At 63.4% G+C, this 23,150-nt stretch carries 26 protein-coding genes; 19 read left to right on the top strand and 7 right to left on the bottom strand.

Annotated elements, in window-relative coordinates; translation table 11 throughout:
- The first annotated feature begins 134 nt into the window (after positions 1–134).
- The gene (locus ACOOE2_RS05715) at positions 135–506 is read left to right on the top strand and encodes a hypothetical protein (RefSeq protein WP_420382056.1); all 372 of its coding nucleotides are present in this window, start codon (positions 135–137) and stop codon (positions 504–506) included.
- Here the strand turns inward: ACOOE2_RS05715 and ACOOE2_RS05710 are convergent.
- From ACOOE2_RS05710 to ACOOE2_RS05695, 4 genes are read right to left on the bottom strand one after another with little or no spacing between them, the layout of a single operon-like run.
- Complete coding sequence (locus ACOOE2_RS05710; protein WP_420382055.1) at positions 503–994, bottom strand: DNA-deoxyinosine glycosylase; 492 nt, start codon at positions 992–994, stop codon at positions 503–505. The two genes, ACOOE2_RS05715 and ACOOE2_RS05710, sit on opposite strands and share 4 nt — an antisense overlap.
- Positions 995–2,503, bottom strand: a complete 1,509-nt coding sequence (locus ACOOE2_RS05705) for a DHA2 family efflux MFS transporter permease subunit (protein ID WP_420382054.1) — start codon at positions 2,501–2,503, stop codon at positions 995–997.
- Between the two features lie 15 nt (positions 2,504–2,518).
- Positions 2,519–3,667, bottom strand: coding sequence for an efflux RND transporter periplasmic adaptor subunit (locus tag ACOOE2_RS05700; RefSeq protein WP_420382053.1), 1,149 nt, complete (start codon positions 3,665–3,667; stop codon positions 2,519–2,521).
- A gap of 40 nt (positions 3,668–3,707) precedes the next feature.
- On the bottom strand, positions 3,708–5,147 hold the full coding sequence (locus tag ACOOE2_RS05695) for an efflux transporter outer membrane subunit (RefSeq protein WP_420382052.1): 1,440 nt from the start codon (positions 5,145–5,147) through the stop codon (positions 3,708–3,710).
- Positions 5,148–5,232: 85 nt separating this feature from the next.
- Here ACOOE2_RS05695 and ACOOE2_RS05690 point away from each other — a divergent pair, with 85 nt between their 5' ends.
- Positions 5,233–5,862 (top strand): TetR/AcrR family transcriptional regulator, encoded by a 630-nt coding sequence (locus ACOOE2_RS05690; protein ID WP_420382051.1) that lies wholly within the window; start codon positions 5,233–5,235, stop codon positions 5,860–5,862.
- 40 nt (positions 5,863–5,902) lie between these two features.
- Here the strand turns inward: ACOOE2_RS05690 and ACOOE2_RS05685 are convergent, their stop codons facing one another.
- Positions 5,903–7,072, bottom strand: a complete 1,170-nt coding sequence (locus ACOOE2_RS05685) for an AI-2E family transporter (RefSeq protein WP_420382050.1) — start codon at positions 7,070–7,072, stop codon at positions 5,903–5,905.
- Positions 7,073–7,263: 191 nt separating this feature from the next.
- Here ACOOE2_RS05685 and ACOOE2_RS05680 point away from each other — a divergent pair, with 191 nt between their 5' ends.
- On the top strand, positions 7,264–7,716 hold the full coding sequence (locus ACOOE2_RS05680) for a hypothetical protein (protein ID WP_420382049.1): 453 nt from the start codon (positions 7,264–7,266) through the stop codon (positions 7,714–7,716).
- Positions 7,717–7,720: 4 nt separating this feature from the next.
- Here the strand turns inward: ACOOE2_RS05680 and ACOOE2_RS05675 are convergent, their stop codons facing one another.
- Positions 7,721–8,071 carry a hypothetical protein gene (locus tag ACOOE2_RS05675; protein WP_420382048.1) on the bottom strand — a complete coding sequence of 117 codons (351 nt, stop codon included), beginning with the start codon at positions 8,069–8,071 and terminating at the stop codon, positions 7,721–7,723.
- A gap of 81 nt (positions 8,072–8,152) precedes the next feature.
- Entirely contained in the window at positions 8,153–8,809 is a 657-nt protein-coding gene (locus ACOOE2_RS05670) for a S24 family peptidase (protein ID WP_420382047.1), read from the bottom strand.
- A 370-nt stretch (positions 8,810–9,179) separates the two neighbouring features.
- Here ACOOE2_RS05670 and ACOOE2_RS05665 point away from each other — a divergent pair, with 370 nt between their 5' ends.
- The 16 genes from ACOOE2_RS05665 to ACOOE2_RS05590 all read left to right on the top strand — a co-directional run bounded on the left by ACOOE2_RS05665 (position 9,180) and on the right by ACOOE2_RS05590 (position 23,138).
- Positions 9,180–9,620, top strand: coding sequence for a hypothetical protein (locus tag ACOOE2_RS05665; protein ID WP_420382046.1), 441 nt, complete (start codon positions 9,180–9,182; stop codon positions 9,618–9,620).
- A gap of 43 nt (positions 9,621–9,663) precedes the next feature.
- The gene (locus tag ACOOE2_RS05660) at positions 9,664–9,990 is read left to right on the top strand and encodes a hypothetical protein (protein ID WP_420382045.1); all 327 of its coding nucleotides are present in this window, start codon (positions 9,664–9,666) and stop codon (positions 9,988–9,990) included.
- Positions 9,953–11,497, top strand: a complete 1,545-nt coding sequence (locus ACOOE2_RS05655) for a terminase (RefSeq protein ID WP_420382044.1) — start codon at positions 9,953–9,955, stop codon at positions 11,495–11,497. The genes ACOOE2_RS05660 and ACOOE2_RS05655 overlap by 38 nt, the downstream gene beginning before the upstream one ends.
- Positions 11,498–11,833: 336 nt before the next feature.
- Complete coding sequence (locus tag ACOOE2_RS05650) at positions 11,834–13,501, top strand: portal protein (protein WP_420382043.1); 1,668 nt, start codon at positions 11,834–11,836, stop codon at positions 13,499–13,501.
- A gap of 21 nt (positions 13,502–13,522) precedes the next feature.
- Positions 13,523–13,867 (top strand): hypothetical protein, encoded by a 345-nt coding sequence (locus tag ACOOE2_RS05645; RefSeq protein ID WP_420382042.1) that lies wholly within the window; start codon positions 13,523–13,525, stop codon positions 13,865–13,867.
- Complete coding sequence (locus tag ACOOE2_RS05640; RefSeq protein ID WP_420382041.1) at positions 13,857–14,516, top strand: hypothetical protein; 660 nt, start codon at positions 13,857–13,859, stop codon at positions 14,514–14,516. Before ACOOE2_RS05645 ends, ACOOE2_RS05640 begins: the two co-directional genes overlap by 11 nt.
- A 115-nt stretch (positions 14,517–14,631) precedes the next feature.
- A complete protein-coding gene (locus tag ACOOE2_RS05635) occupies positions 14,632–15,648 on the top strand; it encodes a major capsid protein (RefSeq protein ID WP_420382040.1) in 1,017 nt (338 codons plus the stop codon).
- A 78-nt stretch (positions 15,649–15,726) separates the two neighbouring features.
- Positions 15,727–16,164, top strand: coding sequence for a Bbp16 family capsid cement protein (locus ACOOE2_RS05630; protein ID WP_420382039.1), 438 nt, complete (start codon positions 15,727–15,729; stop codon positions 16,162–16,164).
- Positions 16,164–16,364, top strand: coding sequence for a hypothetical protein (locus ACOOE2_RS05625; RefSeq protein WP_420382038.1), 201 nt, complete (start codon positions 16,164–16,166; stop codon positions 16,362–16,364). Before ACOOE2_RS05630 ends, ACOOE2_RS05625 begins: the two co-directional genes overlap by 1 nt.
- Positions 16,365–16,513: 149 nt before the next feature.
- Positions 16,514–17,128 carry a hypothetical protein gene (locus ACOOE2_RS05620; protein WP_420382037.1) on the top strand — a complete coding sequence of 205 codons (615 nt, stop codon included), beginning with the start codon at positions 16,514–16,516 and terminating at the stop codon, positions 17,126–17,128.
- Positions 17,125–17,769: a hypothetical protein gene (locus tag ACOOE2_RS05615; protein ID WP_420382036.1), complete on the top strand. Its 645-nt coding sequence runs from the start codon at positions 17,125–17,127 to the stop codon at positions 17,767–17,769. The genes ACOOE2_RS05620 and ACOOE2_RS05615 overlap by 4 nt, the downstream gene beginning before the upstream one ends.
- A gap of 3 nt (positions 17,770–17,772) precedes the next feature.
- Positions 17,773–19,575 carry a hypothetical protein gene (locus ACOOE2_RS05610; protein WP_420382035.1) on the top strand — a complete coding sequence of 601 codons (1,803 nt, stop codon included), beginning with the start codon at positions 17,773–17,775 and terminating at the stop codon, positions 19,573–19,575.
- The gene (locus ACOOE2_RS05605; protein ID WP_420382034.1) at positions 19,572–20,033 is read left to right on the top strand and encodes a hypothetical protein; all 462 of its coding nucleotides are present in this window, start codon (positions 19,572–19,574) and stop codon (positions 20,031–20,033) included. Before ACOOE2_RS05610 ends, ACOOE2_RS05605 begins: the two co-directional genes overlap by 4 nt.
- A complete protein-coding gene (locus ACOOE2_RS05600; RefSeq protein ID WP_420382033.1) occupies positions 20,033–20,608 on the top strand; it encodes a hypothetical protein in 576 nt (191 codons plus the stop codon). The genes ACOOE2_RS05605 and ACOOE2_RS05600 overlap by 1 nt, the downstream gene beginning before the upstream one ends.
- Positions 20,608–22,434 (top strand): M23 family metallopeptidase, encoded by a 1,827-nt coding sequence (locus ACOOE2_RS05595; protein ID WP_420382032.1) that lies wholly within the window; start codon positions 20,608–20,610, stop codon positions 22,432–22,434. Before ACOOE2_RS05600 ends, ACOOE2_RS05595 begins: the two co-directional genes overlap by 1 nt.
- A 140-nt stretch (positions 22,435–22,574) precedes the next feature.
- Positions 22,575–23,138: a hypothetical protein gene (locus ACOOE2_RS05590; RefSeq protein ID WP_420382031.1), complete on the top strand. Its 564-nt coding sequence runs from the start codon at positions 22,575–22,577 to the stop codon at positions 23,136–23,138.
- Positions 23,139–23,150: the final 12 nt, after the last annotated feature.

Genomic DNA, 23,150 nt, shown 5'->3' with positions numbered 1-23,150 from the left:
AAATGATCCATGGCGGATAATTGGAATTGGCTGCGCGGTGGCACCTTTGCGCTGTGCGGACGGGCGGAACAGATGGGGAAGTCAATGCTTTACTAAGACATGCCGCACGCCGCGTGCCGCACCGGAGACTATTCATGGCTACCCAACCTGATGCCCCGCAACACCCGGAAATCCCACTGCCCGTGCCAAGTGACGAGCCCTCGCCCGATCGGCCGATCGAGCCGGATGCGGTGTTGCCGCCCGAGACCATGAACATGCCGCAGGAAGACGAAGCCGCGCAAGCGCAGACGGTTGCGACGGCGGCGAATGGCCGCAGCTCGGATAATTTTGGACTGGAGGACAGCATCAAGGTGTCCTCGGGCGATCCGGATGATGACGTGCAGGATCTGGTCGATCACATGCAGGATATGGTGCGTTCCGGACGGATCGACATGGGTGCGTTTCGTGATGAGCGCAATGATGACGATGAGGATGGTGCGCTCGGGCCCTCGGGCGATTACGACTAGGGTTCGAGACAAGCGGCCAGCTTTTGCCACTGTTCTGCCTTGACCGTGAGGTCGATGGTGTGAGCGGGACTGCTCGACGGCAGCAGCAGGCGTTCGATCGTATGGTTCCCTGCCATCTGGCGCTGGCCGATCTTGAAAGCTGTCGCGCCATTGAACGCCATGGCGCGCAGGTTGGGCAGGCTTGCCGCAAGAGTGTGCAGATCGCGCGGGACGACGTTGCGCAAGGCGGCGTCGAGGCTGCCCGCGCGGTTTGCGGTGGCGACGACGTCCCATAGACCGATCCTGTGGGCAACGAGCGTTTTCAGACGGTCGGGGTATGCGAGGGATGGCAGGTCCGTGCCGACTATACCCGACACCAGCTGCCAGAACTGGTTGCGGGGGTTGGCGTAGTATTGGCGGTGTTGCAGGGATTTGATCCCGGGGAAGCTGCCCAGAATCAGGACCCGGCAACTGCTGTCGGCGACAGGATCGAAGGCTTGGTCCGACATTCAGGTACGGGGCTTCGGCTTGGGCGCAAGCCAGATGAAGGCGGCTGCAAAAGCCAGAAAGATGAAGCAGTCCATGAATACCGCGTTGGTGGCCAGAGTGACTGCTTCTGTGGTGACCAGCCGGTCGATCATGAGGCGGCCGGTCATGCCCTGCTGAAGCAGAGACGCGGGCGGGTGGATCAGGCCGGACAGTTCGGCATGCGCGTATTTGGTGTCGTGATCCCAGGCGGTGTTGGAGATCGACGTGGCGAAGGCACCGGACAACGTGCGCGCGAAATTCTGAAGGCCGGCGGCGGAAGCGGTTTCGCGCGGGAGAACCGAGCTCATGGCCAGCGCGGTGGTGCCGACGAAAAAGAACGGCATGCCGAAGCCCTGCAGGAATATGGGCAGTGCGATGTGATAGAAATCTATGCCGGTGATCGTGCTGGTGCGCAGGAATGCCATGACTCCCATCCAGGCTGCGCCGAAGCAGATCAGCATGCGTAAATCGATCTTCGTGGTGAGGCGGGCCACGATCGGTGACATGATGACTGCGAGCACGCCCATGAAGCCGGCCGCCTGGCCCGCGACAGTAGCGGTGTAGCCGAGGTTGGTTTGCAGGAAGAGCGGGATCAGCACGACCATGGCGAAGAATGCACCGTAGGACAGGCATTGGGTGACCAGCGCGACGGTGAAGCCGCGATGGCGAAAGACCCGGAGATTGACGATCGGATGCTTGTCGGTGAGTTCCCAGATCAGGAAAGCCACGAAGCCGATGGCGGCGGTGATCGCCAGCGTGATGATGAACGTGCTGTTGAACCAGTCGTCTTCTTCACCCTTGTCGAGCATGATCTGCAGCGCGCCGACCCAGATGATCAGCATGACCAAACCGACGTAATCGATCGGGGCCTTTTCAGTAGGGGTTTCGTAGCGCGTGGTAAGCGCGCGGGTGACAATCGCGCACATGATGACGATCGGCAGGTTGATGAAGAAAATCCAGTGCCAGCTCCAGTCGTCGGAGATGTAACCGCCCAGGATCGGGCCGGCGATCGGCGCGCTGACTGTGGTCATAGCCCAGATGCCGAGGGCCATCGAAGCTTTTTGCGGAGGGAAAATGCGCAGGAGCAGGGTTTGCGACATCGGCATGATCGGACCGCCGAACATGCCTTGCAGGACGCGGAATGCGATCAGCATGGGCAAGGTCTGCGAGACACCGCACAGCATCGAGCACAGGCCGAAACCGAGCAGCGAGATGAGGAATACGCGCACGGCGCCGAAGCGGGAGGCCAGCCAGCCGGTCAGGGGCACGCAGATCGCCTCTGCCACCGCATACGAGGTGATTACCCAGGTGCCTTGTGATGGCGCGACCGCGAGATCACCCGCGATATGGGGTACCGACACGTTGGCGATCGTAATGTCGAGCACCACGACGAAATTGGACAGGGCGAGCGCAAAGGCGGCGATGAAAATGCTCGCGCCGGTTAGCGGTTGTTCCTTTGTCGGGGCGAATTCGGGGGCGGGTCCTGCCACGTTGGGTGTCCCTGATCAGTTTGCGCGGGTGTCGATGGTGGCGTTGACCGACAGGCCCAGCCGCAGCGGGTGATCCGCGAGTTCGCGGGGATCGAGCGCGATGCGGACTGGCAGGCGTTGCACGACCTTGATCCAGTTTCCGGTGGCGTTCTGCGCGGGGATTATTGCGAGCGCCGAGCCGGTGCCGCCGGAGAAGCCGACGACTTTGCCATGGTAGACGACCTTGCCGCCGTAGATGTCGGCGGTCAGCTCGGCGGGTTGGCCGGGGCGGACATTGCGCAGCTGACCTTCCTTGTAGTTGGCATCGACGTAGACCTGGGTAATCGGGACGATATTCATCAGGGTTGTGCCGGCGGTAACGCGTTGACCGATCTGGACGGCGCGTTGCGTAACCACGCCCGCGACCGGCGCGCGCACGACGGTGCGGTCGAGGTCGATGCGGGCCTGGTCCAGTTTGGCTTTGGCAGCGAGCACGTCGGGGTTAGTCTGGGCGGTGGTGCCGCTGGTGAGTGCGTTGTTGGCGGCGTCCTGACCTTTGGCAGTGCCGCGCGCGGCCTGGGCTTCGGCGAGGCCCGCGCGGGCGGCGGCGAGATTGCCCTGGGCAGCGGCATAGGCATTGCGGGCGGTTGAGAGTTCTTCGCCCGAGACGCCGCCGTCGGCGGCGAGTGCTTCGCGCCGGGTCAGGTCGAGATGGGTACGGGCGAGATCGGCCTGGGCGATCGAGATTTGCGCTTTCATCTTGCCGATGTCGGCATCGCGCTGGCCGATCTGGGCGCCGAGCGCGCTGCCGGTAGCGATAGTCTGGTTTACCTTGCGCACGGCGCTGGCGTAGTCGGCCTGGGCGCCGGCGAGCGCGATGCGCGCATCGACCGGGTCGATGACGACGAGGACATCGCCCTGTTTGACGGTTTGCGTATTGGTGACCAGCACTTGTGTGACGGCGCCGCCGGTGAGCGGGGTGACGGCGGCGACTTCGGCGTTGACGTAGGCATCATCGGTATCGACGTAGCGGCCGCCGGTGATCAGCTGATATGCAAGGACCAGGAGCGCGATTACGCCAACCACGATGCCGAACAGGATGAAAGCGCGCTTTCGCGTGTTGGTCGGTGCCGGCGCGTCTGATGCGGCGGTGACGGGCGGATTGAGGACGGCGGTTTCGGCCATGGGGGTCTCGTGTGCTGGGAGAATGGGGAGAAGTCGGGAATCAGGCCTGGAAACCGCCACCCAGCGCGCGGATCATGTCGATCCGAACGGCCAGCACGCGGCCCTGGCAATCGGCCAGCAATTGACGGTTTCGGATGAGCGCCTGTTCGGCGGACAGCACCGACAGGTAGGGAGACAGGCCGCCGGCGTAGCGGCGTTTGGCCAGGTTCCAGGCCTGTTCGCTGCGGGTGACGGCCTCGCGTGCGGCGGTCAGCTGAATTGCCAGCGCGTTCTGGCCGGCGGCGGCATCGGCGACCTGATGGACGGCCTGGACCAGGGTGTCGTCGTATTGGGCGACGGCCTGGTCATAGCCACCACGGGCTGCGTTGTAGTTGCCGGCGAGTGCGCCGCCGGAGAACAGCGGAAGACTGATTGCGGCCTGGCCCTGGCCGGCCTCGGAGCCGACTGCGGTGAGATTGGCGAGACCCAGCGATTGCGCGCCGATGAACGCCATGAGGTTTATATCGGGAAAATAGGCGGCGCGGGCGGCGCCGACACGGGCGGTGGCGGCGACCGCGCGGGCGCGAGCGGCGGCGATATCGGGGCGGCGGCCGACGAGATCGAGCGCGAGACGTGATGGCAGCGGGACCAACGAGAATTGCGCAGGGGATGGCGGGGTAATGATCGTGGCGCGATCGGGTCCGGCACCGAGCAGCGCGGCCAGGCGGTTGCGGGTGAGCGTGAGGGCCTGGTCTGCGGCGGCGAGATCGGACCGGGCGACGGGGACATCGGCTTCGGCCTGGCGCTGTTCGGCCAGGGTGTCGAGGCCGTTGGCAACGCGGCTGGTGACCAAAGTCGCCGTTTCCTGGCGTACTTTGAGCGCAGAGGCAGCGACATCGCGCAGGCCGGCGTAGCGGCCTAGATCCGCATAGGCGCTGGCGACTTCGGTGGCGACGGCCAGGCGGGCGGCGCGGGCCTCGATTTCCGATGCGATGCGTTCGGACGTTGCGGCGCGCAGGAGGGCGTGATTTCGGCCGAACAAGTCGAGATCGAGACTGGCGTTCAGTTGTGCCGCGCCGCTGCTGTTGATGCCCTTGGGCACAAATGCAGGCGGGATGCCCTCGTTGTAGCTTTGCTTGATGGCGCCGGCGTTGCCGCTGGCCGAGAGCGTGGGCAGCAGGGCGGCATTGGCGGTGCGCGCATAGCCTTGCGCGATGCGCAATTTGGCCTGGGCCTCGGCCAGAGTGGGCGAATCCTTGATCGCTTCTTCGATCAGTGCGGTCAGCTGGGCATCGCCATAGTCGCGCCACCAGCTTTCCTGTGGCCAGCCGGCACCGTCGGGACCGTTCAGGCTGTCGGATGCGACGGTGTTGGCGTGACGCAGAGTGGGCGTGTTGCCCATTGGCGAAGGCACTGCGCAGGCACCGAGCAACAGCGACAGCAAAATCGCTGGCGCCGTTTTACGTGCGGCAGGCGGCGGAGTCAGCACGTGAAAGGTCATTTGAGCTCCGCTCGGCAGGTGTACTGATCGGTCACTATTCAAATCACATGCTTGACCCGGCGGTGTCAAGCGCTATCTGTACACAATGGTCACTAACTGCAGATTGTCCCGTTCCAGCCCCGATGACAGGCGTGAGCACATCATTGCCATAGCTGCGGACGTGTTTGCGCAGATTGGTTATGGCGCCAGTTCCATGTCGACGATCGCAGCACGGCTCGGTGGGTCGAAAGCCACGCTTTACAAATACTTTCCTTCGAAGGAGCTTCTGTTTGAAGCGGTCCTGCGCGGGCGATGCGAGCGCGTTCTGGCGCCGTTGCGGGATCTGCGGAGCAGCGACGACGCGGATCTGGAATCGCTGTTGGCAAAGTTTGGCGTGGCCTTTCTGACCAAGATTTATGAGCCGGTTTCGCTGGATGTACACCGACTGATCCAAAGCGAGGGTTTACGCTTTCCCGAATTGGGCAAGGCGTTTTTCCGATCGGGGCCCGACGCGGTGGTCGAGGAACTGCGTGCCACGCTCGAGCGATTTGAGACCGCAGGGCTGATTGCGTGCGACGACCTCAGGCTGGCGGCGGGCCAGTTTCTGGGGATGGTCCGGGGCGATCACCACTTGCGCTATTCGGCTGGGCTGTGGCCGGCGCCCGATGATGCGGAGATAGAGCGGCAGGCACGGCACGCCGCGCAGATCTTTGTGTATGGTCTGCAGCGCAGGTGACACACTGATTATAGAGACGGCGGATTATTCGGGGGGTGGATTATGCGGGGGGCGGGTTAAGCGGGCCTTTTTGCGAGCCGACCCATTCGCGCCAGAGCAGCATCAGAACTGCCATCAACGCGGGACCGACGACAAGTCCGATCAGGCCCCAGGCTTCGATGCCGCCCAGGATGCCGAGCAGGACGACCAGGAACGGGAGCCTGGTGGCATCGCCGATCATGACCGGACGCACGAAGTGATCGGCAACGAAGATCACGATGGACGCGATAACGGCGACGATGATGGCCGCGGTGATCTTGCCGGCGGCGGCAAGCGCGATCGCAGCGACAGCAGCGGCAATGACCGAGCCGAGCGGGATGACCGAAAGGAGGCCGGTGAGCAGACCGAGCAACGCGGCATGGGGCGCACCTGAGAAAAAATAGACCAGTCCGAGCAGCACGGCCTCTCCGAAGCCGACGACGACAAGGCCATTGACGGTGCCGCGCACTGCGCGCAGCGCCTGCAGCGCGACATTGACACCGGCACGGCCGAACAGGCGTTCGCAGCCATTGTGCAGGCTATCGCCGACGCGGTCGCCGTCGCGCAGCAGGAAAAACAGGATAAGCAGCAGGAATACCGCCAGCACGACGCGGTGCAGCACCAGCCCGAGAATGTGTTGTCCTTCGCCGAACGGCGAACGGCCGGTGCCGCCGGGGATGTGCAGATTGCCGAATGCCTGCGGCGTGGCAAGATGCGCCTGCCACCAGGCCGTTGCGGCGGGGCCGGCGGGCAGATGCGCGAGGACATCGGGCACGGGCAAGCCGTGGGCGCGGACATCCATCGCCCATTGAAATGCGAAGTGACCGTCCAGTGCCACGGCGTGGGCGACCATCAGCAGGGGCATCACGAAAAACAATGCCACCGTGAGCGTGAACAGCGCAGGCCAGGTGAAATCGGCGCCCTTGGGCCAGAACGCGACGGCGCGATTGCGCCAGGGCCACAGGGAGATGGCCAGGATCAGCGCCCAGCCGATCGCGGGGAGGAATACGCGCAGTGTCCACAACCCAAGAAGCGCGAACAGGGCCAACGCGACCAGGCCAGCACGGCGCTGGCCCGCCGTCCAGGGGTCGGCGTGGTTGCGCTTGTACGTACCGGGTTGCCTGATCGGCTCGTTGAATTGGGGCGGGCTGGCGGGCGGCTGAGTCGGGGGGGGTGCGTTTGTTTCGGACATGTCTCGCGCAGGATTACGCCAGGCGCGCGGCAATTGCCAGTGTCGCCGATGCTCACGAAGATTGCACCGGGCAATCTGCGTGACAGATTTGTGCCAGTTCGATATTGTGCACCTGCACAACGCGATTGCCTGGTATCGGGCGTTTCACTATGCCCGGGACATTCGACTTGCCCAAGTGAGATGATGCCGCGATGCCTGATCCTGTGGAAACGCAAACCGCGCCAGCGTCGTCAGGCACTCCATCGACCGGGGCTGACAGTACAGCGCCAGCGGGCGGTGCCCGGCATACGGTTGCGGTGGTACGCCGGGATATGTCGGGCCAGGTTATCGATGCAGTGCCCGTGGTGCGTACCGCTGCGAATTGCAGCCATGGAGGGCCTGGTCCGCATGCCCCGGGGGTCCCGCTTTGTGCGCCGCAACAAATTCATGATCCCACGAGTGTCGGGCCGATCCTTGTTGCGCTGGTATGCGGCATCCTGATCGTGTGTGGCGCGTTGACGTTTACCGAGCGGGGGCCGGGCAAACTGATCAAGCCCAAGCCGCGCCGGCGGGGCGCGACACAGCGGGCGCGGCGCTGGCGTCGGCGCGTGGGCGCTGCGCTGGTCGTGTTGGGAGTCTTGGGCCTGGTGCGGGCGTTTGTCTGATCGATCAGGCGCAATTGGCGCGGAAGCGGCGGGTTGCGTCGAGCGGTTCATAGCCTTGCCAGCGGAGCGGGTCGCCAAAATGTGCGGCGATCACGGCGGGAACAGTCGGCGCGGATTGCGCCGCCGTAAGCGCGGCTGCGCGCGTGTGGTCATCGGGCGCTGATGCAAAGGCAGTATCCGTCGCTGCGCCGCGCAGGCGTGCCAGGGCAGCAAACGTCGTTGCACCATGGTCGCTGGCGGCGTGCCAGGTAAGGTCGCCGCGCGTCAACGCCAGTCGCAGGTCGGTTGAGCGCAGATCGTCCAGCAAGTGGCGCACAGTCGGTGTCTGGTGCCAGTTTTTGCACGAATGGCGCATTGATCGTGTTCCCGGGCGATTTAGCGCGGGAATTATCTGATATTCAGATTACTTCAATCGCAGCCGGTTTGCTGTTGCTGGTCACATGACCGCTGCGCTTTTCCAGACGACTTTGCCGAGCACCGAAAAATCGTCTTCGCTAATCAGGAATGACTGGTGATGCGGGTTGTTCGAGCAGGGTTCGAAGCGGGCGGGGTCGCGGCGGTAGCGTTTTACCGTCGCCTCGCCGCCGCTGTTGGTGATCAGGTAGACGCCGCCCGGGGACAATTCCTTTTGACCGGGATCGATCAGGATCAGGCCGCCGTCGTCGATCAGCTGGTCCATGGAATCGCCACTGACTTCGATGCCGAAGACGCCGTGGCCGGCCATTCGGCCGAGGACGGGCATGTGGCCAAGCGGCATTTCGATCGCTTCCCTCCAGCGACCGGCGCCGGCGATGCCGATGACCGGCACGATTGCGTAATCGGGGGCATTTTGCGCGCTGTGGGTTTCGCGGAAGCGCGCGGACGCCGGTTCGGGTTGGGAGAATGGGGTGGGAGCGGTGGTTTGCGCGGCATCGGAGAGGCCGAGCAGGTCGTAGATTGCGGCGGCTTCGTCGACGGTGACGCGGCGTTTGCCGGCCAGCAGTGCGGAGACTGCTGACTGGCTGGTAAAGCCGAGCGCGCGGGCGAGCTCGGACTGGCTGATGGTGCGGGCCTTCATGGTCTGGCGCACGAGGATGGCATCGAAAGCACGCATGGAGCGGCCCTATCTGAAAGGGGGGTGGGATTGTATTAGCGGATTGGAATTAATCTGAAAAGAAAATTATATCCGTTTTCGGAATGATTTTTATATCCGAATATCAGATTATGCAGTAGGCATCCTCTCACGCAGCGCAATCTGTCGAGTCGCCCCCCCTCTCCGCAAGGCGTCCCCTGGCGGTGTCTGGTAGCGAAGCCGGGATCTTGATCCTGGGGATTTCGATCGCCGGCATCTCGATTGCCGGTTGGGCTGCATGCGTAAACGACCGTGTCCCCCTCTGCGGTGTTTGCCGAGCCTGGCGGTGGGTGCGCGATTTGAGCGCCCCACCGCCTTTTTCCTTTGACCACTGCGGGAGTTTGCGCCGTTGATGAAACAGGGTTGGATCAAGCAGGCGGGTGACTGCCTCGACGCATTCTGGAACAACGAAGGCGCTTGTTTCGAGGATGCCTTGCCCTTGCCGGCGTCGGTGTGCGCCGATGATCTGGGGGTGGCGGAGCGGATTGCATATCGGCTGATCAACCATGCGGCCGAGACCGGGCGGCCCTGCCCGGTCAATATCGACATCGAGGTGGCGGCGGGGTTCAATTCGAGCTCCATGGGACCCAAGCTGGTGCGCAAGCTGGAAAAGCGGGGGTTGATCCGGGTCAGCCGGTTTCAGCGGTTCCGGCTGGTCGAGATCGTTGCGACGGGCAAACAGACAGCGCGGCATCCGTCGATGCAGGCCGACCGGCCGCTGGTGCGCCGCGGAGCGCGTTCGGCATCGGCCATGGGATTGCCGAGCGATCGCAAGCCTTATGCCGCGCGTTAAGGCGGCGGGGGCATCCCCTGCACCGGCCGCTACCAAGCCATCCGTGCGCAAAACTGCGGTGACGCCAGCGGCGCAAGGTCGCGGCGATGCGGCGATGGCGCGGGCGCATACCGGGGATGCACTGGCTACTCTGGTGGCGATCATGGGCAATGGCGATGCGCCCGCGACGGCGCGGGTGAGTGCGGCGAATGCCGTGCTCGACCGGGCGTGGGGCAAGCCGCGGCAGGATTTCGAGTTTTCGAGCGCGGGAGATGCGGTGGCCGCGATCCAACGGGCACGGTCGCGGGTGCATCGGCAGGGCGCTGTGAAATCTGGGGGGGATGGCAAAACCGATGGCGATACGGACGCGGACAAATCACCCCGTCAATAGTGCTTCGGCCGATCCGGTGCTGGCGCTGGCCGAGGATATTGGTGCGTTTACCGCTGACCCGCTGGGGTATGCACATTATGCGTTTGCCTGGGGCGAAGGCGATCTGGCGGGGATGACGGGACCGCGTGCGTGGCAGCGCGAGGTTATGGCCGAGATCCGCACGCATTTGTGCGATCCGGCGCGGCGGTTTCAGCCTTTGCGGATTGCGCGGGCTTCGGGCCACGGAATTGGCAAGTCGGCGTTGATTGCGATGCTGACCAAGTGGGCGCTTGATACGTGTCCGGATACGCGCGTGATCATTACCGCCAACACCGAGGCGCAGTTGCGGACCAAGACTGCGCCCGAATTGGGGAAATGGTCACGGTTGGCGCTGACGTCTGCGTGGTTTCGGCAGAGTGCGACGGCGATGAATTCCACCATGGCGGGTCGGGAGAAATCCTGGCGGTGCGACCTGGTGACCTGGAGCGAGAACAACACCGAGGCGTTTGCCGGGCTGCATAACCAGGGCAAGCGGATCATGCTGGTGTTCGATGAGGCTTCGGGGATTGCCGACAAGGTCTGGGAGGTGGCGTTGGGGGCGCTGACCGATAGCGAAACCGAAATCATCTGGCTGGCGTTTGGCAATCCCACGCATGCCAGTGGGGCGTTTCGCGAGTGTTTCGGGCGGCACCGCGCGTTGTGGAATACAGCGCAGATCGATGCGCGTGCGGTCGAGGGGACCAACAAGGCGTATCTCGATGAGCTGGTGCGGACATTCGGCGAGGATTCGAATGTGGCGCGGGTGCGTGTGCGGGGGTTGTTTCCATCTTCGAGCGATATGCAGTTCATTGCTTCGCGCGAGATCGAGGGGGCTTTGGCGCGTGCCATTCCGGTTATGGCGGGAGGCGAGCCGGTGGTGTTTGGCGTCGATTGTGCGCGGTATGGCGATGACGAGAGTGTGTTGGCGATCCGGTGCGGGAACGATGCGCGATCGCGCGCGTGGCAATCGTGGCGGGCGACCGATGCAATGCAGTTGGCAGGCGATATCGCGATTGCGGCGCAGCGGTGGCAGCCGGATGCGATCATGGTCGATGCGGGCAATATCGGTGCGGCAATTGTCGACCGGCTGCGGCAATTGGTGGGCGATGTGCCGGTGATCGAGGTGTGGTTTGGGGGCCAGGGGCGTGATGCCGAGCTGGAGCCGGGGATTGCCGTGCATACGGCCAACAAGCGGGCAGAGATCTGGACGCGGATGCGGGCGTGGTTGCGGCGGGGGGCTGTGCCCGATGTGCCGCGGCTGCGCGATGATCTGGCCGGGCCGACGTACGGGTTTGCGGCGGACGACACGCGTGTGCGCCTGGAGCGCAAGGTCGATATGAAGCGGCGCGGGTTGCCCAGCCCCGATTGGGCCGATGCACTGGCTTGCACGTTTGCTGAAGTTGTTTTGCCGCGCAGCGTGCCGAACTGGCTTGATCCCGATCGGGTGGCGGTGATGCGCGACGAGGATCGGTATACCGAATTGGACTGAGTCCGAAGATCGCGGCCTTGGCGCGTCGGGAGAGGCCCCACCCCCGGCCCCTCCCCTGAAGGGGAGGGGGGAAGTGGGTTGCGATCCAAATCGGTTCATTGGGGGCTTATATGGAAATCGACAGATAGAGGAGGTCTTGATATGCAGCACTCCGACGATACCGACCGTTCCGGTTCGGCAGCCGGTGCAATTGCCCGACCAGGGCGCGCCGGCCGGGCCGGTTGATCCTGAAGCCTGGCAGCGGACCGTTTTGGCAGGGATGGTTACGGGGCCGCAGGGTGTGCTTGGCACGCCAAGTGTCGCCAGGCCGACTTTGGGCTGAGGAGCGCAATGCGAATGACTGCAAATGCGGAAATCCGGAGTCACTGCGAGGCGCGGCTGGCGCTGATGAAGAATGTGCGCAACGATTATGATGCGGAGGCCGAACAGATTGCGCGGTTTGCGCAGCCGGCGCGATCGCGGTTTTTACGCGGGAGCAAGGACCAGAACGGTGGTCGGCGGCGGATGTGGAACAAGACCTTGTTCGACCCGCACGGGATCGAGGCGTTTCGTACGCTGACCAATGGCATGACCAGCGGGCTGTCGAGTGCATCGCGGCCGTGGTTTACGCTGAACCTGGCGGATGCGGCGCTAATGGAAGCCAGTGGCGTGCGCGGTTGGCTGTCGGATGTCGAGCGGCGGTTGTATGCGTTTTTTGCCTCGACCAATTTTTATGCTGCGGCCAAGTCTGGCTATGGCGAGATGGGGCTGTTCGGCACCGAAGCGTGTGTGATGGTCGAGCACCCGACGGCGGGTGCGGTGTGTCATGCGCTGACGTTTGGCGAATACTGGATCGGGCTGTCGGACGCGCTGGTGCCCGATACGCTGTACCGGGTGTGCCCGATGAGTGTGAAGCAGGCGATCGAGACGTTTGGCGAGGCGTGTTCGCCGATCATTCGCGGGTTGTATGATCGTAGCCAGTATGAGGCGCCGATCGAGATCTATCATGCGATCGAGCCTGATCCGCAGTATGATCCGATGAAGTTTGGCGCGAAGCCGTGGAGATCGGTGTATTGGGATCCGGCGGATCGGTCTGATACCGTGCTGCGGCTGTCGGGGTATAGTGAGCAGCCGTTCTGGGCGCCGCGCTGGGATGTCGTTGGCGGGGATACGTATGGGGTTTCGCCGGGAATGGAGGCGTTGCCGAGTTTGCGCGAGTTGCAGATGCAGGCCAAGCGGCGCAACGAGGCGATCGACCAGATGGTCAAGCCCGAGAAGATTGCGCCGCCCAATGTGCGGCTGACCGGTGAGCCGGGGCGCGTGGTGGTGGCGGCAGGTGTCGATCGTGACCAGATATTTATTCCGTATCAGATGCCGTACCAGGCGGTGGCCGCGATCGGGCAGGAGATGGACAAGTGCCGGCAGCAGATTGACTCGCTGGCGTTTGCCGATCTGTTCAACGCGATCACCAATATGGCAGGGATCCAACCGCGTACGGTCGAGGAAATTGCGGCGCGCAATGAAGAGAAGCTGACGCAGCTGGGGCCGGTGATCGAGCGGGTGGCCAACGAGAAGTTGCAGGTGGCGATCGAGCGCGGCTTCGGGATTTTGCAACGGGGCGGGTTTTTGCCGCCGGTGCCGGCAGCGTTGTCGGACAGGCCGATCAATGTCGAGTTTGTTTCGATCCTGCAGCAGATGCAGCGGATGGTCGGGTTGGGGCAGATCGAGCGGGTGGTCGGGTTTGTCGGCAACCTGGCGGCGGTGCATCCCGAGGCGCTGGACAAGATCGATTTTGACGAGGCCGTCGATGAGTATGGGTACCGCGCGGGGGCCCCTGCCCGGTTGATCCGGCCCGAGCGCGAGGTTGCGGCGTTGCGCAAGGCACGGGCCCAGGCGGCGGCGACGGCGCAGGCGCTGGCGGCGATGCCGGCGATGAAGGCTGGCGCGGATGCGGCGCGCTTGCTGGCCGCGACCGATGTGGGGAATGGCGACAGCTTGTTGGCGCGGCTGTTGCCACCTGGCTGAGATTTACGAGGGGGCCCGTGCATGAAGTTCGAACCGAGGGACGCCGAGTTTCTGTTGGGCCACCCGGAATTTCGCCGGTTTTTGTTTGTTGCGATCCAAAGTTCGGGAATTCTGGGGCATACCGTTTCTGCCAGTAGCGCAGGCAGCCGTGATCTGGGGCATCTCGAGGGCCGGCGCGCGCTGGGTTTCGACATCCTGATGATGGTGCATGCCGGCCAGAGCGAGGCCGTGCGGGCCCAGGATCCCGACGGGATCACCACGCTGGGCCAGTGCCTGGCGCAAGCCATTCAAAGCAAGGATAGCCATAGTGACCCAAGCCGTTTCCGCGACGTCGCCCGCTATGACGAGCTCCCCCGTGGAGGGTAGTGCCGCGCCAGTCGTGGCGGCTGCGGCGGTTGCGCCGGCGCCGGATCAGCCGACGGTGTTGGCCGCAAGCGTGGTCCCGATCGTGCCGGTGCCGGGGGTGTTGCCGCCGGTGGCCTATGTGCAGCCAGCCGATGGGCCGCCCTCGCCTTCGTATGCACCGGTCGTGCCTGAGCGGTATTCGCTGGCGCTGGAAGGATTTACTGTGGACCCGGCGCTGATGCAGAATGCCGATCCGGTGTTGCGCAACCTCGGGCTGAGCAATGACGATGCCAACAAACTGATGCCGGTGGCGCGCGATATCATGACGCGCACGCAGGAAAGCCTGGTGCGGCAGATCGAGGATGCGGCTGCCATCCAGAAAAAAGAATGGTATGAGGCGTTTGTCGCCGATCCCGAGATTGGCGGGACGCGGCGCGGCGAGACCGAGCATTTTGCGGCCAAGGCGTTGGATGCGCTGGGGTTTCGCGATGGGCATCCGTTTCGGGCTGCGTTGAATACCAGCGGCTTTGGCAATCATCCCGATATGATCCGGGCGTTTCGGCGGCTGGGTGAGCTGGTGAGCGAGGATGGCGGGCTGGTGCGGCCGATGACGGCCAGCAATCGGACGCCGCCAGTGTGGGAACGATTGTATCCCGACGACGGCAGGTAAGTTCGTCTTTTTCGATTTTGTTTGTGCGTTGGTGCGGCTGCCTGGGTTTGGCGGGTGTGCCCGCGCGCCAACGTCCCCCGCGCGGATCTGCGGGATTCCCTAAGGAGACCTGAGCATGGCCATTCTTGGCAGCACGTACTGGAATCTGATCGACGTTCTGAAAACCAGCAGCGACGGCATCGGCGATGTGGTCGAGGCGCTGACCCAGCTGACGCCGTTCATGAAGGACGCCAACGTCATCAACTGCAACAGCGGGACCGAGCATCGGTCTTCGATCCGCACCGGGCTTCCTTCGGTTTCGTGGGGGGCGCTGTACCAGGGAATTGCGCAGTCCAAGGGCAATTATACCGAGGTCAAGGATACCACCGGGTTTGTCGAGGGGCTGTCGAGTGTGGACGAGCGTTTGCTCAATCTGAAGCCGGCAGAAGCGGCCAAGCTGCGGCTGGTCGAGGGCCAGGGCTTTCTGGAAGCGATTGCGCAGACGATCGAAAGCGCGATCTGGTATTCCGACGTCAAGGTGAACGGCAAGCAGTTCCACGGCATGGGGCCGAGGTTCAATTCGCTGCAGAATCCCAATGTGGTCAGCGCGGGCGCAACGGGATCGAACAACGCGTCGATATGGTTTGTGACGCATGGTGATGCGCAGACTTCGATCGTCGTGCCCGACCATATTCCCGGCGGTATCCAGCGCGAAGACATGGGGCGCCAGCGTGTGCTCGATGCCAATGGCAATCCGTTTTATGTGAAGGAAGAGAAGTTTACGCAGCATGTCGGGCTGTGTGTGAAGGACTGGCGTTACAACGCGCGCGTGTGCAACCTGGATGTGCCCAGCGTGCTGGCCGGGACGGTCGCGCTCAACCCGCTGATGCGGCATGCGTATTACAAGCTGCAGGGGCGCCGCGCGTATCGCGTCGAGAACGAAGGGCAGATCAGTCCGGGTCGCAGCGTGATCTACATGAACCGCACGCTGCTTGAAGCGCTCGATGCCGAGGGCACCAACAGCAGGTCGGGCGTGGACAATTTCGTGCGGCTGACGCCGATGGAAATCCAGGGCGAGGAAGTGATGACCTGGCGCGGGATCCCGGTGCGCGAGTCCGATGCGCTGCTGACCACCGAGACGCTGGTTTCGTAAACGGAACCAGCGTCGGCTGACCGGATCGCGCGCGGCGCGGGTGATCCGGCAACCTTTTTGCAGAAAGGCATTTTTTCCATGATCATCGACACTTCGCTTGTGTTCAGCGACCAGCAGCTGGTGACCGTTTCGGCTCCTTCTGCTAATATCATCGATCTTGGCGCAACAGGTACGCCGTTTGGCGCGGCCAATCCGCTGTTGCGCGATATCGGCCGAGGGGAGCGGCTCGACCTGGCGGTTTCGGTCAGCCAGGCGTTTGCAGGTCTGACGTCGCTGCAGATTTCCGTGCAGACGTCGCCCGACAATGTGACCTGGACGAGCGTTGATACCGGAGCGCCGATTGCGGCGGCTTCGCTGAACACCGGGTATATGTTTCGTGTGCCCAATCTCGTCCAGAATGCGCCGGCGCGGTATTTGCGGCTGTATTATACAGTCGTCGGAGCTGCGACGGCAGGCGCGATCAGTGCTGCGGTGGTTGCCAGCCGTCAGACCAATATCGCGAGTGGGGCCATCTGATGCCTCGGTATCGCGCCAGTGAGGCGATCTATCTCAGCAGTGAGCGGCGGCTGATTGCGGAGGGGGAGACCTTTGCCAGCGACGAGATACCGGGGCGGGCGTGGATTGCGCTGGATGCGCCGGCGGTGGCGGTAACGGCGGCTGCTGGTGCGGCTGTCGGTGGGGCGGGGCGGCGTCTGGCGGGTTCGCCGGGGAAGTGACCGTGTTTGCTCGCTGGGCTCGCTGATGCTGTGCGCGGCGCGGGTGGGGGTGGCTTCCTTTGGCGTTGGACACCCCCACCCAACCCTCCCCCTGAGGGGGGCTTTTAAGCGGAGGATTTGGTGTGGCGACGCTTGATGACATTTGTAACATGGCGTTGGCCGAGATCGCTTCGGGGCCGATTGGTGATGTGAGCGACAATTCGATCGAAGCGCGCGAGGTGTCGCGGTTTTTCGGGCCGCTGCTCGCCGAGGTGTCGCTGTGGTCGGACTGGAGCTGGGCGGTGACGCGGGCGGTGTTGGTCGAGACGACCAATGATCGGCCGGCCGAGTGGACGCATGCCTATGTCGTGCCGGCAAACTGCGCGCGGCCGCTGGCGGTGCGCCAGGTGCAGGATGATGCGCAGGTTTTGCCGCTGGGTGGTCCTTATCCGTTTCCGCTGCAGGACAGTGTGCCGCTGGCGTTTCTGCATGAGGGCGGGCTGATTTACAGCAATGTCTGCAGCGCGACGCTGGTCTTTGTGGCGACGCTGAGCGATCCGGCGGTCCTGCCGCCGCTGGTGCAGCGGGCGTTTGCGCTGGAATTGGCGGCGCGGGTGGCGATTCCCATCAGAAAGGATACCGCACTGGCGCGCGCAGCCAGTACGGCGGCTGAAATTGCGCGGGCCAGGGCGATTGCGGATGACGAGAACCAGCGTGGGCTGCGTCCGGCGCGTTATGTAAGCGAAGCCGCGTTTGCCCGTGCCGGGATCGGGAGCGATCTGTGACGGTGCGCGTTCCGCAGGTCAATTTCAGCAAGGGGGAACTCGCGCCGGAGCTTTACGGCCGGTTCGACGTCGATGTCTGGCAGTCGGCGCTGCGCAAGGCGCGCAATGTTATCGTGATGAAATATGGGGGTGTGACCAAGCGTCCGGGCACGCGGCTGGTAGGCAGCGTGGTCAACGCCGGCCAACCGGTTCGGTTAATTCCATTCCAGTTTTCACTGACCCAGACGTATGTGCTCGAGATGGGCCAGGGCTATATGGTGCCGACAGCGCTGGGTGGGCGGGTGTTGCAGGCCGAGCAGGCGATTACGGCAATTTCCAACGCGACAGCTGCGCGCTTGACCATTGCATTCAACGGGTTTTCGGTCGGAGATCCGGTGTATATCGACGGCGTTTCCGGCGGAATGGGCGCGGTGCTGAATTATCGCACCTGGACCGTGATCGCGGTGATCGATGCCAACACGTTTACGATCAACGCCGATACATCGGCATGTGCGGCATTTTCGGGGTGTACCGGCGGGACCGCCAACGCTTCGCCGCCGATCATCGTGCCGCCGCCGACGGTGCCGCCGCCAGCGGGGACAGTCCCTGCCCCGGTTGTTTCGTATGGCGGTGGTCTGGGCCAAAACCGTGGGGGGGATTGAGCGATGGGAGCTTCGCGCGTGTGCGTGGTCGGTTCGCCGTTCAATGGCGTCGAACTGGCCGATATCGATTTTGAGCAGACTGCCGATACGCTGTATCTTGCGCATCTCAACCATCCGCCAACCAAATTGGTTCGTGCCAGCAACACAAGCTGGACGTTCGAGACGGTGCAATTTGCGCCGGCGATTGCGGCGCCTGTGGGATGCGGCGTGAGCGCGACGGTGGCGGACACGGATACGGCGAACAACGGGCTTAATTATTTTCCCGAGATCGCGACGTATTGCGTGACCGCCGTGAATGACGACACCACCGAGGAGAGCCGCGCGTCGCCGAGCGCGAGCGCGTACAATGACCTGACATTGAAGCGGAATTACAACAGCCTGGCATGGCCGGCGGTTGCCGGTGCAAAGCGGTATAATGTCTACAAAGCCAATAATACCCAGTTTTACGGGTATATCGGCACGACGACGAGCGTGACATTCATCGATGACAATATCGGGCCTTCGTATGACCGGGCGCCGCCACTGGCCAACAATCCGTTTGCGCTGGCGGGCAATTATCCATCGACAGTCACGCTGTTTCAACAACGGTCGATCTGGGCGCGATCAACCAATGTGCCGCACGGGATATGGGCGTCGAAATCCGGGCTGATCGAGAACATGGATTATTCGACGCCGCTGCGCGCCGATGATGGCATGAGCTTTGCGATCATGGCCGGGCGGGTCAATTCGGTGAACCAGTTGACATCGACCACATCACTCCTGGCGCTGACCAGTGACAGCGTGTTCGACATTGTCGGAACGGTTGGCGGCGGGCCGTTGAACGGTACGACACCGCCGGCGATCCAGCGACAGGTCGGGCGGGGTTCGGCGCGGTTGCCGCCGCTGGTAGTCGACAATGTCGTGTTTTATGTGCCGTCGATCGGGTGTTCGATCCGCAGTCTTGGGTATGATTTTTCGATCAACGGGCTGCGCGCAAACGATATCACAATATTTTCGCCGCATTTCTTTGAAGGGCATACGATTGTTTCCTGGTGTTACAGCCAGGAGCCGAGGTCGCTGGTATGGGCGGTGCGCGATGATGGCATCTTGCTGTGCTTTACCTGGGAACAGGAGCAGAATGTCTGGGGCTGGACGATGTGCGAGACGGCCGGCGCGGTGAAGTCGGTGTGTTCGATTACCGAAAATGGCGAGGACCGGGTTTATCTGACTGTCGAGCGGACGATTGCGGGACAGGCGCAGACGTTTGTGGAGCGGATGGTTTCGCATTTGTGGGATGCCGTGGAGGAGTGCTGCTTTCTTGACTGCGCGGTGTCGGCCAGTTTTTCCACGCCGCAATCGAGATTTTCGGGGCTGTGGCACCTGGAGGGGTGTACCGGCGTCGCGGGGCTGGTCGATGGCGTCCCAGTAACCGGGCTGACCGTTACCAATGGCACTGTGGCGCTTCCCAGTGAGATCGGCACGGGATCGAATGTGTCGTTTGGGTTGCCTTACGACGTCGATATCGAGACGTTGCCTTTGCGGATCACGCAGCCGGGGTCGGGGTCGAATATTGCGCGGGTGCAGAACCCGGCGCAGGCGGTGCTGACGTTGTCGAATTCGGGACCGGTAAACGCCGGGATCGGCACTGGTGATCTGTTTCCGGTCCGGCCGTTGCCGACTGACGCCGCCGGGGCGTTGTTTGACGGTAGCTATATTGCGGCGATGGACAACAAAGTGCGTACCGAATGTACGGTATGGATCAACCAGACTTTGCCGATGCCGTTCACGTTGCTGGGGGTTGCGGTTGATCCGGTGATTGACGGATGAAAGCCGCACTTTGCGTGGTAACCGGCCATGAAAGTCATGTTGCTGGTCTGGCGAAGCGGTTGCGTGCCATCGACCGGATGGAATGCGAGGCAATGGGACGCAGTGCTGGTCGGGCGCTGTGTCATGGGCTCGCGGCGAGTGCGCAAGTCTGGACCGTGATGGTTGGCGGTGAGCCGCACGCAATGTTTGGCGTCGTGGTCGAGAGCGCGGCGGCAGGTGATGCCATTCCGTGGTTTTTGGGCAGCGACCTGGTGGCCCGACATGGGCGTGCCATGATCGAGCTGGGGCCGGCGGTGATTTCAGCCATGCATGGGCATGGCGCGCGGCTGCGTAATTTTGTGTCTTCGGACAATCGCCAGGCGATCCGCCTGCTCGAACGCTGGGGATTTTCCGTAGAACACGAACAAGTCGTCATGCGCGGTGTCGCGTTTCGGCGTTTCATCCGGGAGAGCAAGTGATGTGTGCGCCAATTATCGCCGCAGGCCTGGGCGCTGTCGGCACGGGGATCAGCACGATTTCGGCGATGAACCAGGCCAGGGCGCAGGCGGCTGCGGCCAACGCCAATGCCGCAGCGGAAAGCAATGCGGCGCAGATCGGACAGCAGAATATGCGCGATGCGGCGTTGCAGCAGTATCGGCAGATGGCCGCGGTGAGCGGCGAGCAGAATTTGACCGCCGCGGCCAATGGCGATGCCATCGGGTATGGCACCGCCGCCAATGCGTTGAAGGATACACAGACCTTGGGCCAGGAAAACCTGGCGCGGATTTATGCGCAGGGGAACCAGAACCTGATGGGATCGGATATCGCGGTTTCCAATGACCTGGGCCAGGCCGCTGCGGCCAGAAATCGCAGCACTGCGGCGCTGGTTGGCGGGCTGATCAATCTGGGGAGCGGTTTGGTCAGTGCCGGAACGAGTGGCGGACTGAGCGCTGGGTTTGGCGGGACTGGCGGAGGGCTGGCGTCAGGTTCGATGAGTACGGCGCTGGGCGGTGCGAGCCAGTATGGGCCGTTCAAGGCGGGGATCGGACTGTGATGCGCGCGCCGAGTTCGATTACGCCATCGGCGCCGGTCGAAGCGTACAAGGCCAGGTTTTGGGGGCCCGGGGTATCGCCGCTGGGCAATACCATCGCACGGGCGCTGAGCGTGAGCGGCAATACGCTGAGCGATATGGCAGCGACACATGCAGCCATCGGTGCATTGAGCGATGACACCGCCGGACGGGCGCGCGCGTTGCGCGACAAGGCGGCGTTGGCCAGTCTGGTCGATGCGCATGCCGGGCTGACCGGTGGCGATGCCGTTGTTGCGCAGCCGCTCGCGCTGGATGAGTTGGCAAAAGTTCAGGCGAATGGCCAGGCCACGCTGGGCTCGCCGGGGATGGTTGCTGCCTATGACCAGCAGATGGTGCCCGCGATCGGCGATGCCACCGGGCAGGTCACCGCGCATGCGTTGCGCCAGGCCGTGGTCGAGCGACAGGTGGTTGCGGAATCGGAATTGCGCGCGGCGCAGCAGGCTGCTGCGGACGCGTGGCAAAATCCGGCACGCCTCGTCGACGGGCTCGATACGGTCAAGGCGATAGCGGCAGATCAGGCTCGCAGTGCAGCGAGCCCCGAAGAGCAGGCGGCTGCGATAAAATCTGCAGTGGGTGGGGCAGTGGCCGGTGCGGTTGGTCAGGCTTTCGCCGCGGGGGAGCCCGAATTTGCTGCACACCTGTTGGGCGGGTGGGGCGATACCTTGGCGCCGGCGGCATATCAGATCGCAGTGGCCAAGCTCGACCAGGCCAACCAGACGCAACGAATAGCAAAAGTTTTCGGGGATGCTGCGGGGGGCGTTGCGCAGGGCGATATGGTTGATGCTGCAGATGGACCGGCTCGCAGTGCAGTTGCGATCGAGGCGCCTGCCGGCGCGGCGGTGCATCCCATTGCGGGCGGCACAGTCAATGCGGTTGGGGGGGAACCAGGCAATGCAAGAGTTTCAATTGTGCACCCGGACGGAAGCACCACGGCTTATGGCGGATTGGGTATGGCGGCGGTCGCGCCGGGTGACCTGGTGACACCCGCGCATGTCATTGGCAGTGCGAGCCCGATGGTTACAATGGCCGCAAATACGCCGGCGGGTGATGACATCGATGCCGGTTTGTTGTTGCGCAACGGTGGGGGCGCTGCCGCTGTGATCGGACGAGCCGATACGCCACGAAACTGGGATATCCCGGCGATGCTTGTGCGTATCGCCCAGCATGGCGATCTGATGCCCGAAGAGCGGGCGCTGGCCGCCGGTCTGGCGGAGCGACGGATGACGGCGGACAACGTGCAGCAAGCGGCCAATGATGTAAGCGCGGGACGTTCTGTGGTATCGCTGCATGCCGCTGCGCCTGATACCGTGCGGCAAGCCACGGATTTGCCACCTGACGTGGCCGGGCAATTAAGCCCGGCGACATTGGCGCAAGTCGATGGGGCCTTGCGCAGGGTAGCGCAGGCGGTGACGATGCCGGCGCCGGACAATGCTGCCGCATTGCGCCTGGAACTGGAGCAGCGGCAGACGCCGGCGGCATTTGTTCAGCGCAATCTGGCACCGCTTATCGGGGACATCCATCCTGCCGATCTGGCACAGCTCGCGTCGAGGCAGGCCGGGATGGCGCAGGGCGCACCAGATGACAGCGCCCAGAGCGGGCGGGCCGCGATACTCGATGCGATCGCGCGGCATGAAGTTGTCAATGCAACGCAACTGCCCGACGTTCTGCTGCCAGCGATACAGAGCACGTCTGCGACGATGATGCGGCTCGATCAGATCGATCCGTCCGATCGCGCGTCGATCAACAACACTGTAGCCGATGCGATCCAAAGCCGGATCGGCCAATTGTAAGACCGGATCGCAGGGACATGCTGCGCAGCAAATAGCGCGGCAATCAGGTTCAGATTCGGTAGCGACATGGTGTCGCTGCACCAATCATCACCCCGCCGGCAACCACTTCGATCGCGCAGATCGGAGGCAAGGAGCGACGCATGGCTGATATGATTACTCCCGACCTTTTGCCCGGAATTGGCGGAAGCGTTGTCAAGAAACGCCTTGTGGACATGGGCGACGGCACGTTTGCGGAGATGACCGTTGCGACGCTTGCGGCGAGCGGAAATGCGGTTGGTACCGTGAATCTCGGGTCGCTGGGTGGGGCCGCCACGGCGGCCAATCAGACGCTGGGCAATGCGTCGCTATCTGCGCTGTCGGCGCCATATGCCGCGGCAACGTCCACACCGATCCGGGTAACCGTGTCCGATACCGTGGCGCACATGCTCGGGCCGTTTACACCACAACTTTCTCGCGAGATCTGGCTGACGATCAACGCCACGACGACGACGACCGGCACGGCGCAATTGCTGCGCTCGACCGATGCGGGTGCGACCAGGATCGGCTTGACTGCCGGTGGCGTGCCGATCGGCGCCTTTGTTTTCGCTGCGGTATCGGGCGCGATCGTCAATGAAATTCTGACCGTCGAGACCGATGCTGCCGCAACCTATTTCCTGTCCTTGACCCTGACCGCCGGCACCGTCGCGGTTCGCATCGCACAGTAAGGGAGACCCTTT

Origin of the sequence: Novosphingobium sp. (assembly GCF_965214355.1) — a bacterium.
GTDB lineage: Bacteria > Pseudomonadota > Alphaproteobacteria > Sphingomonadales > Sphingomonadaceae > Novosphingobium.
Note: the sequence above shows the minus strand (reverse complement) of the source record. Positions and strands in the feature narration are given on the sequence as shown.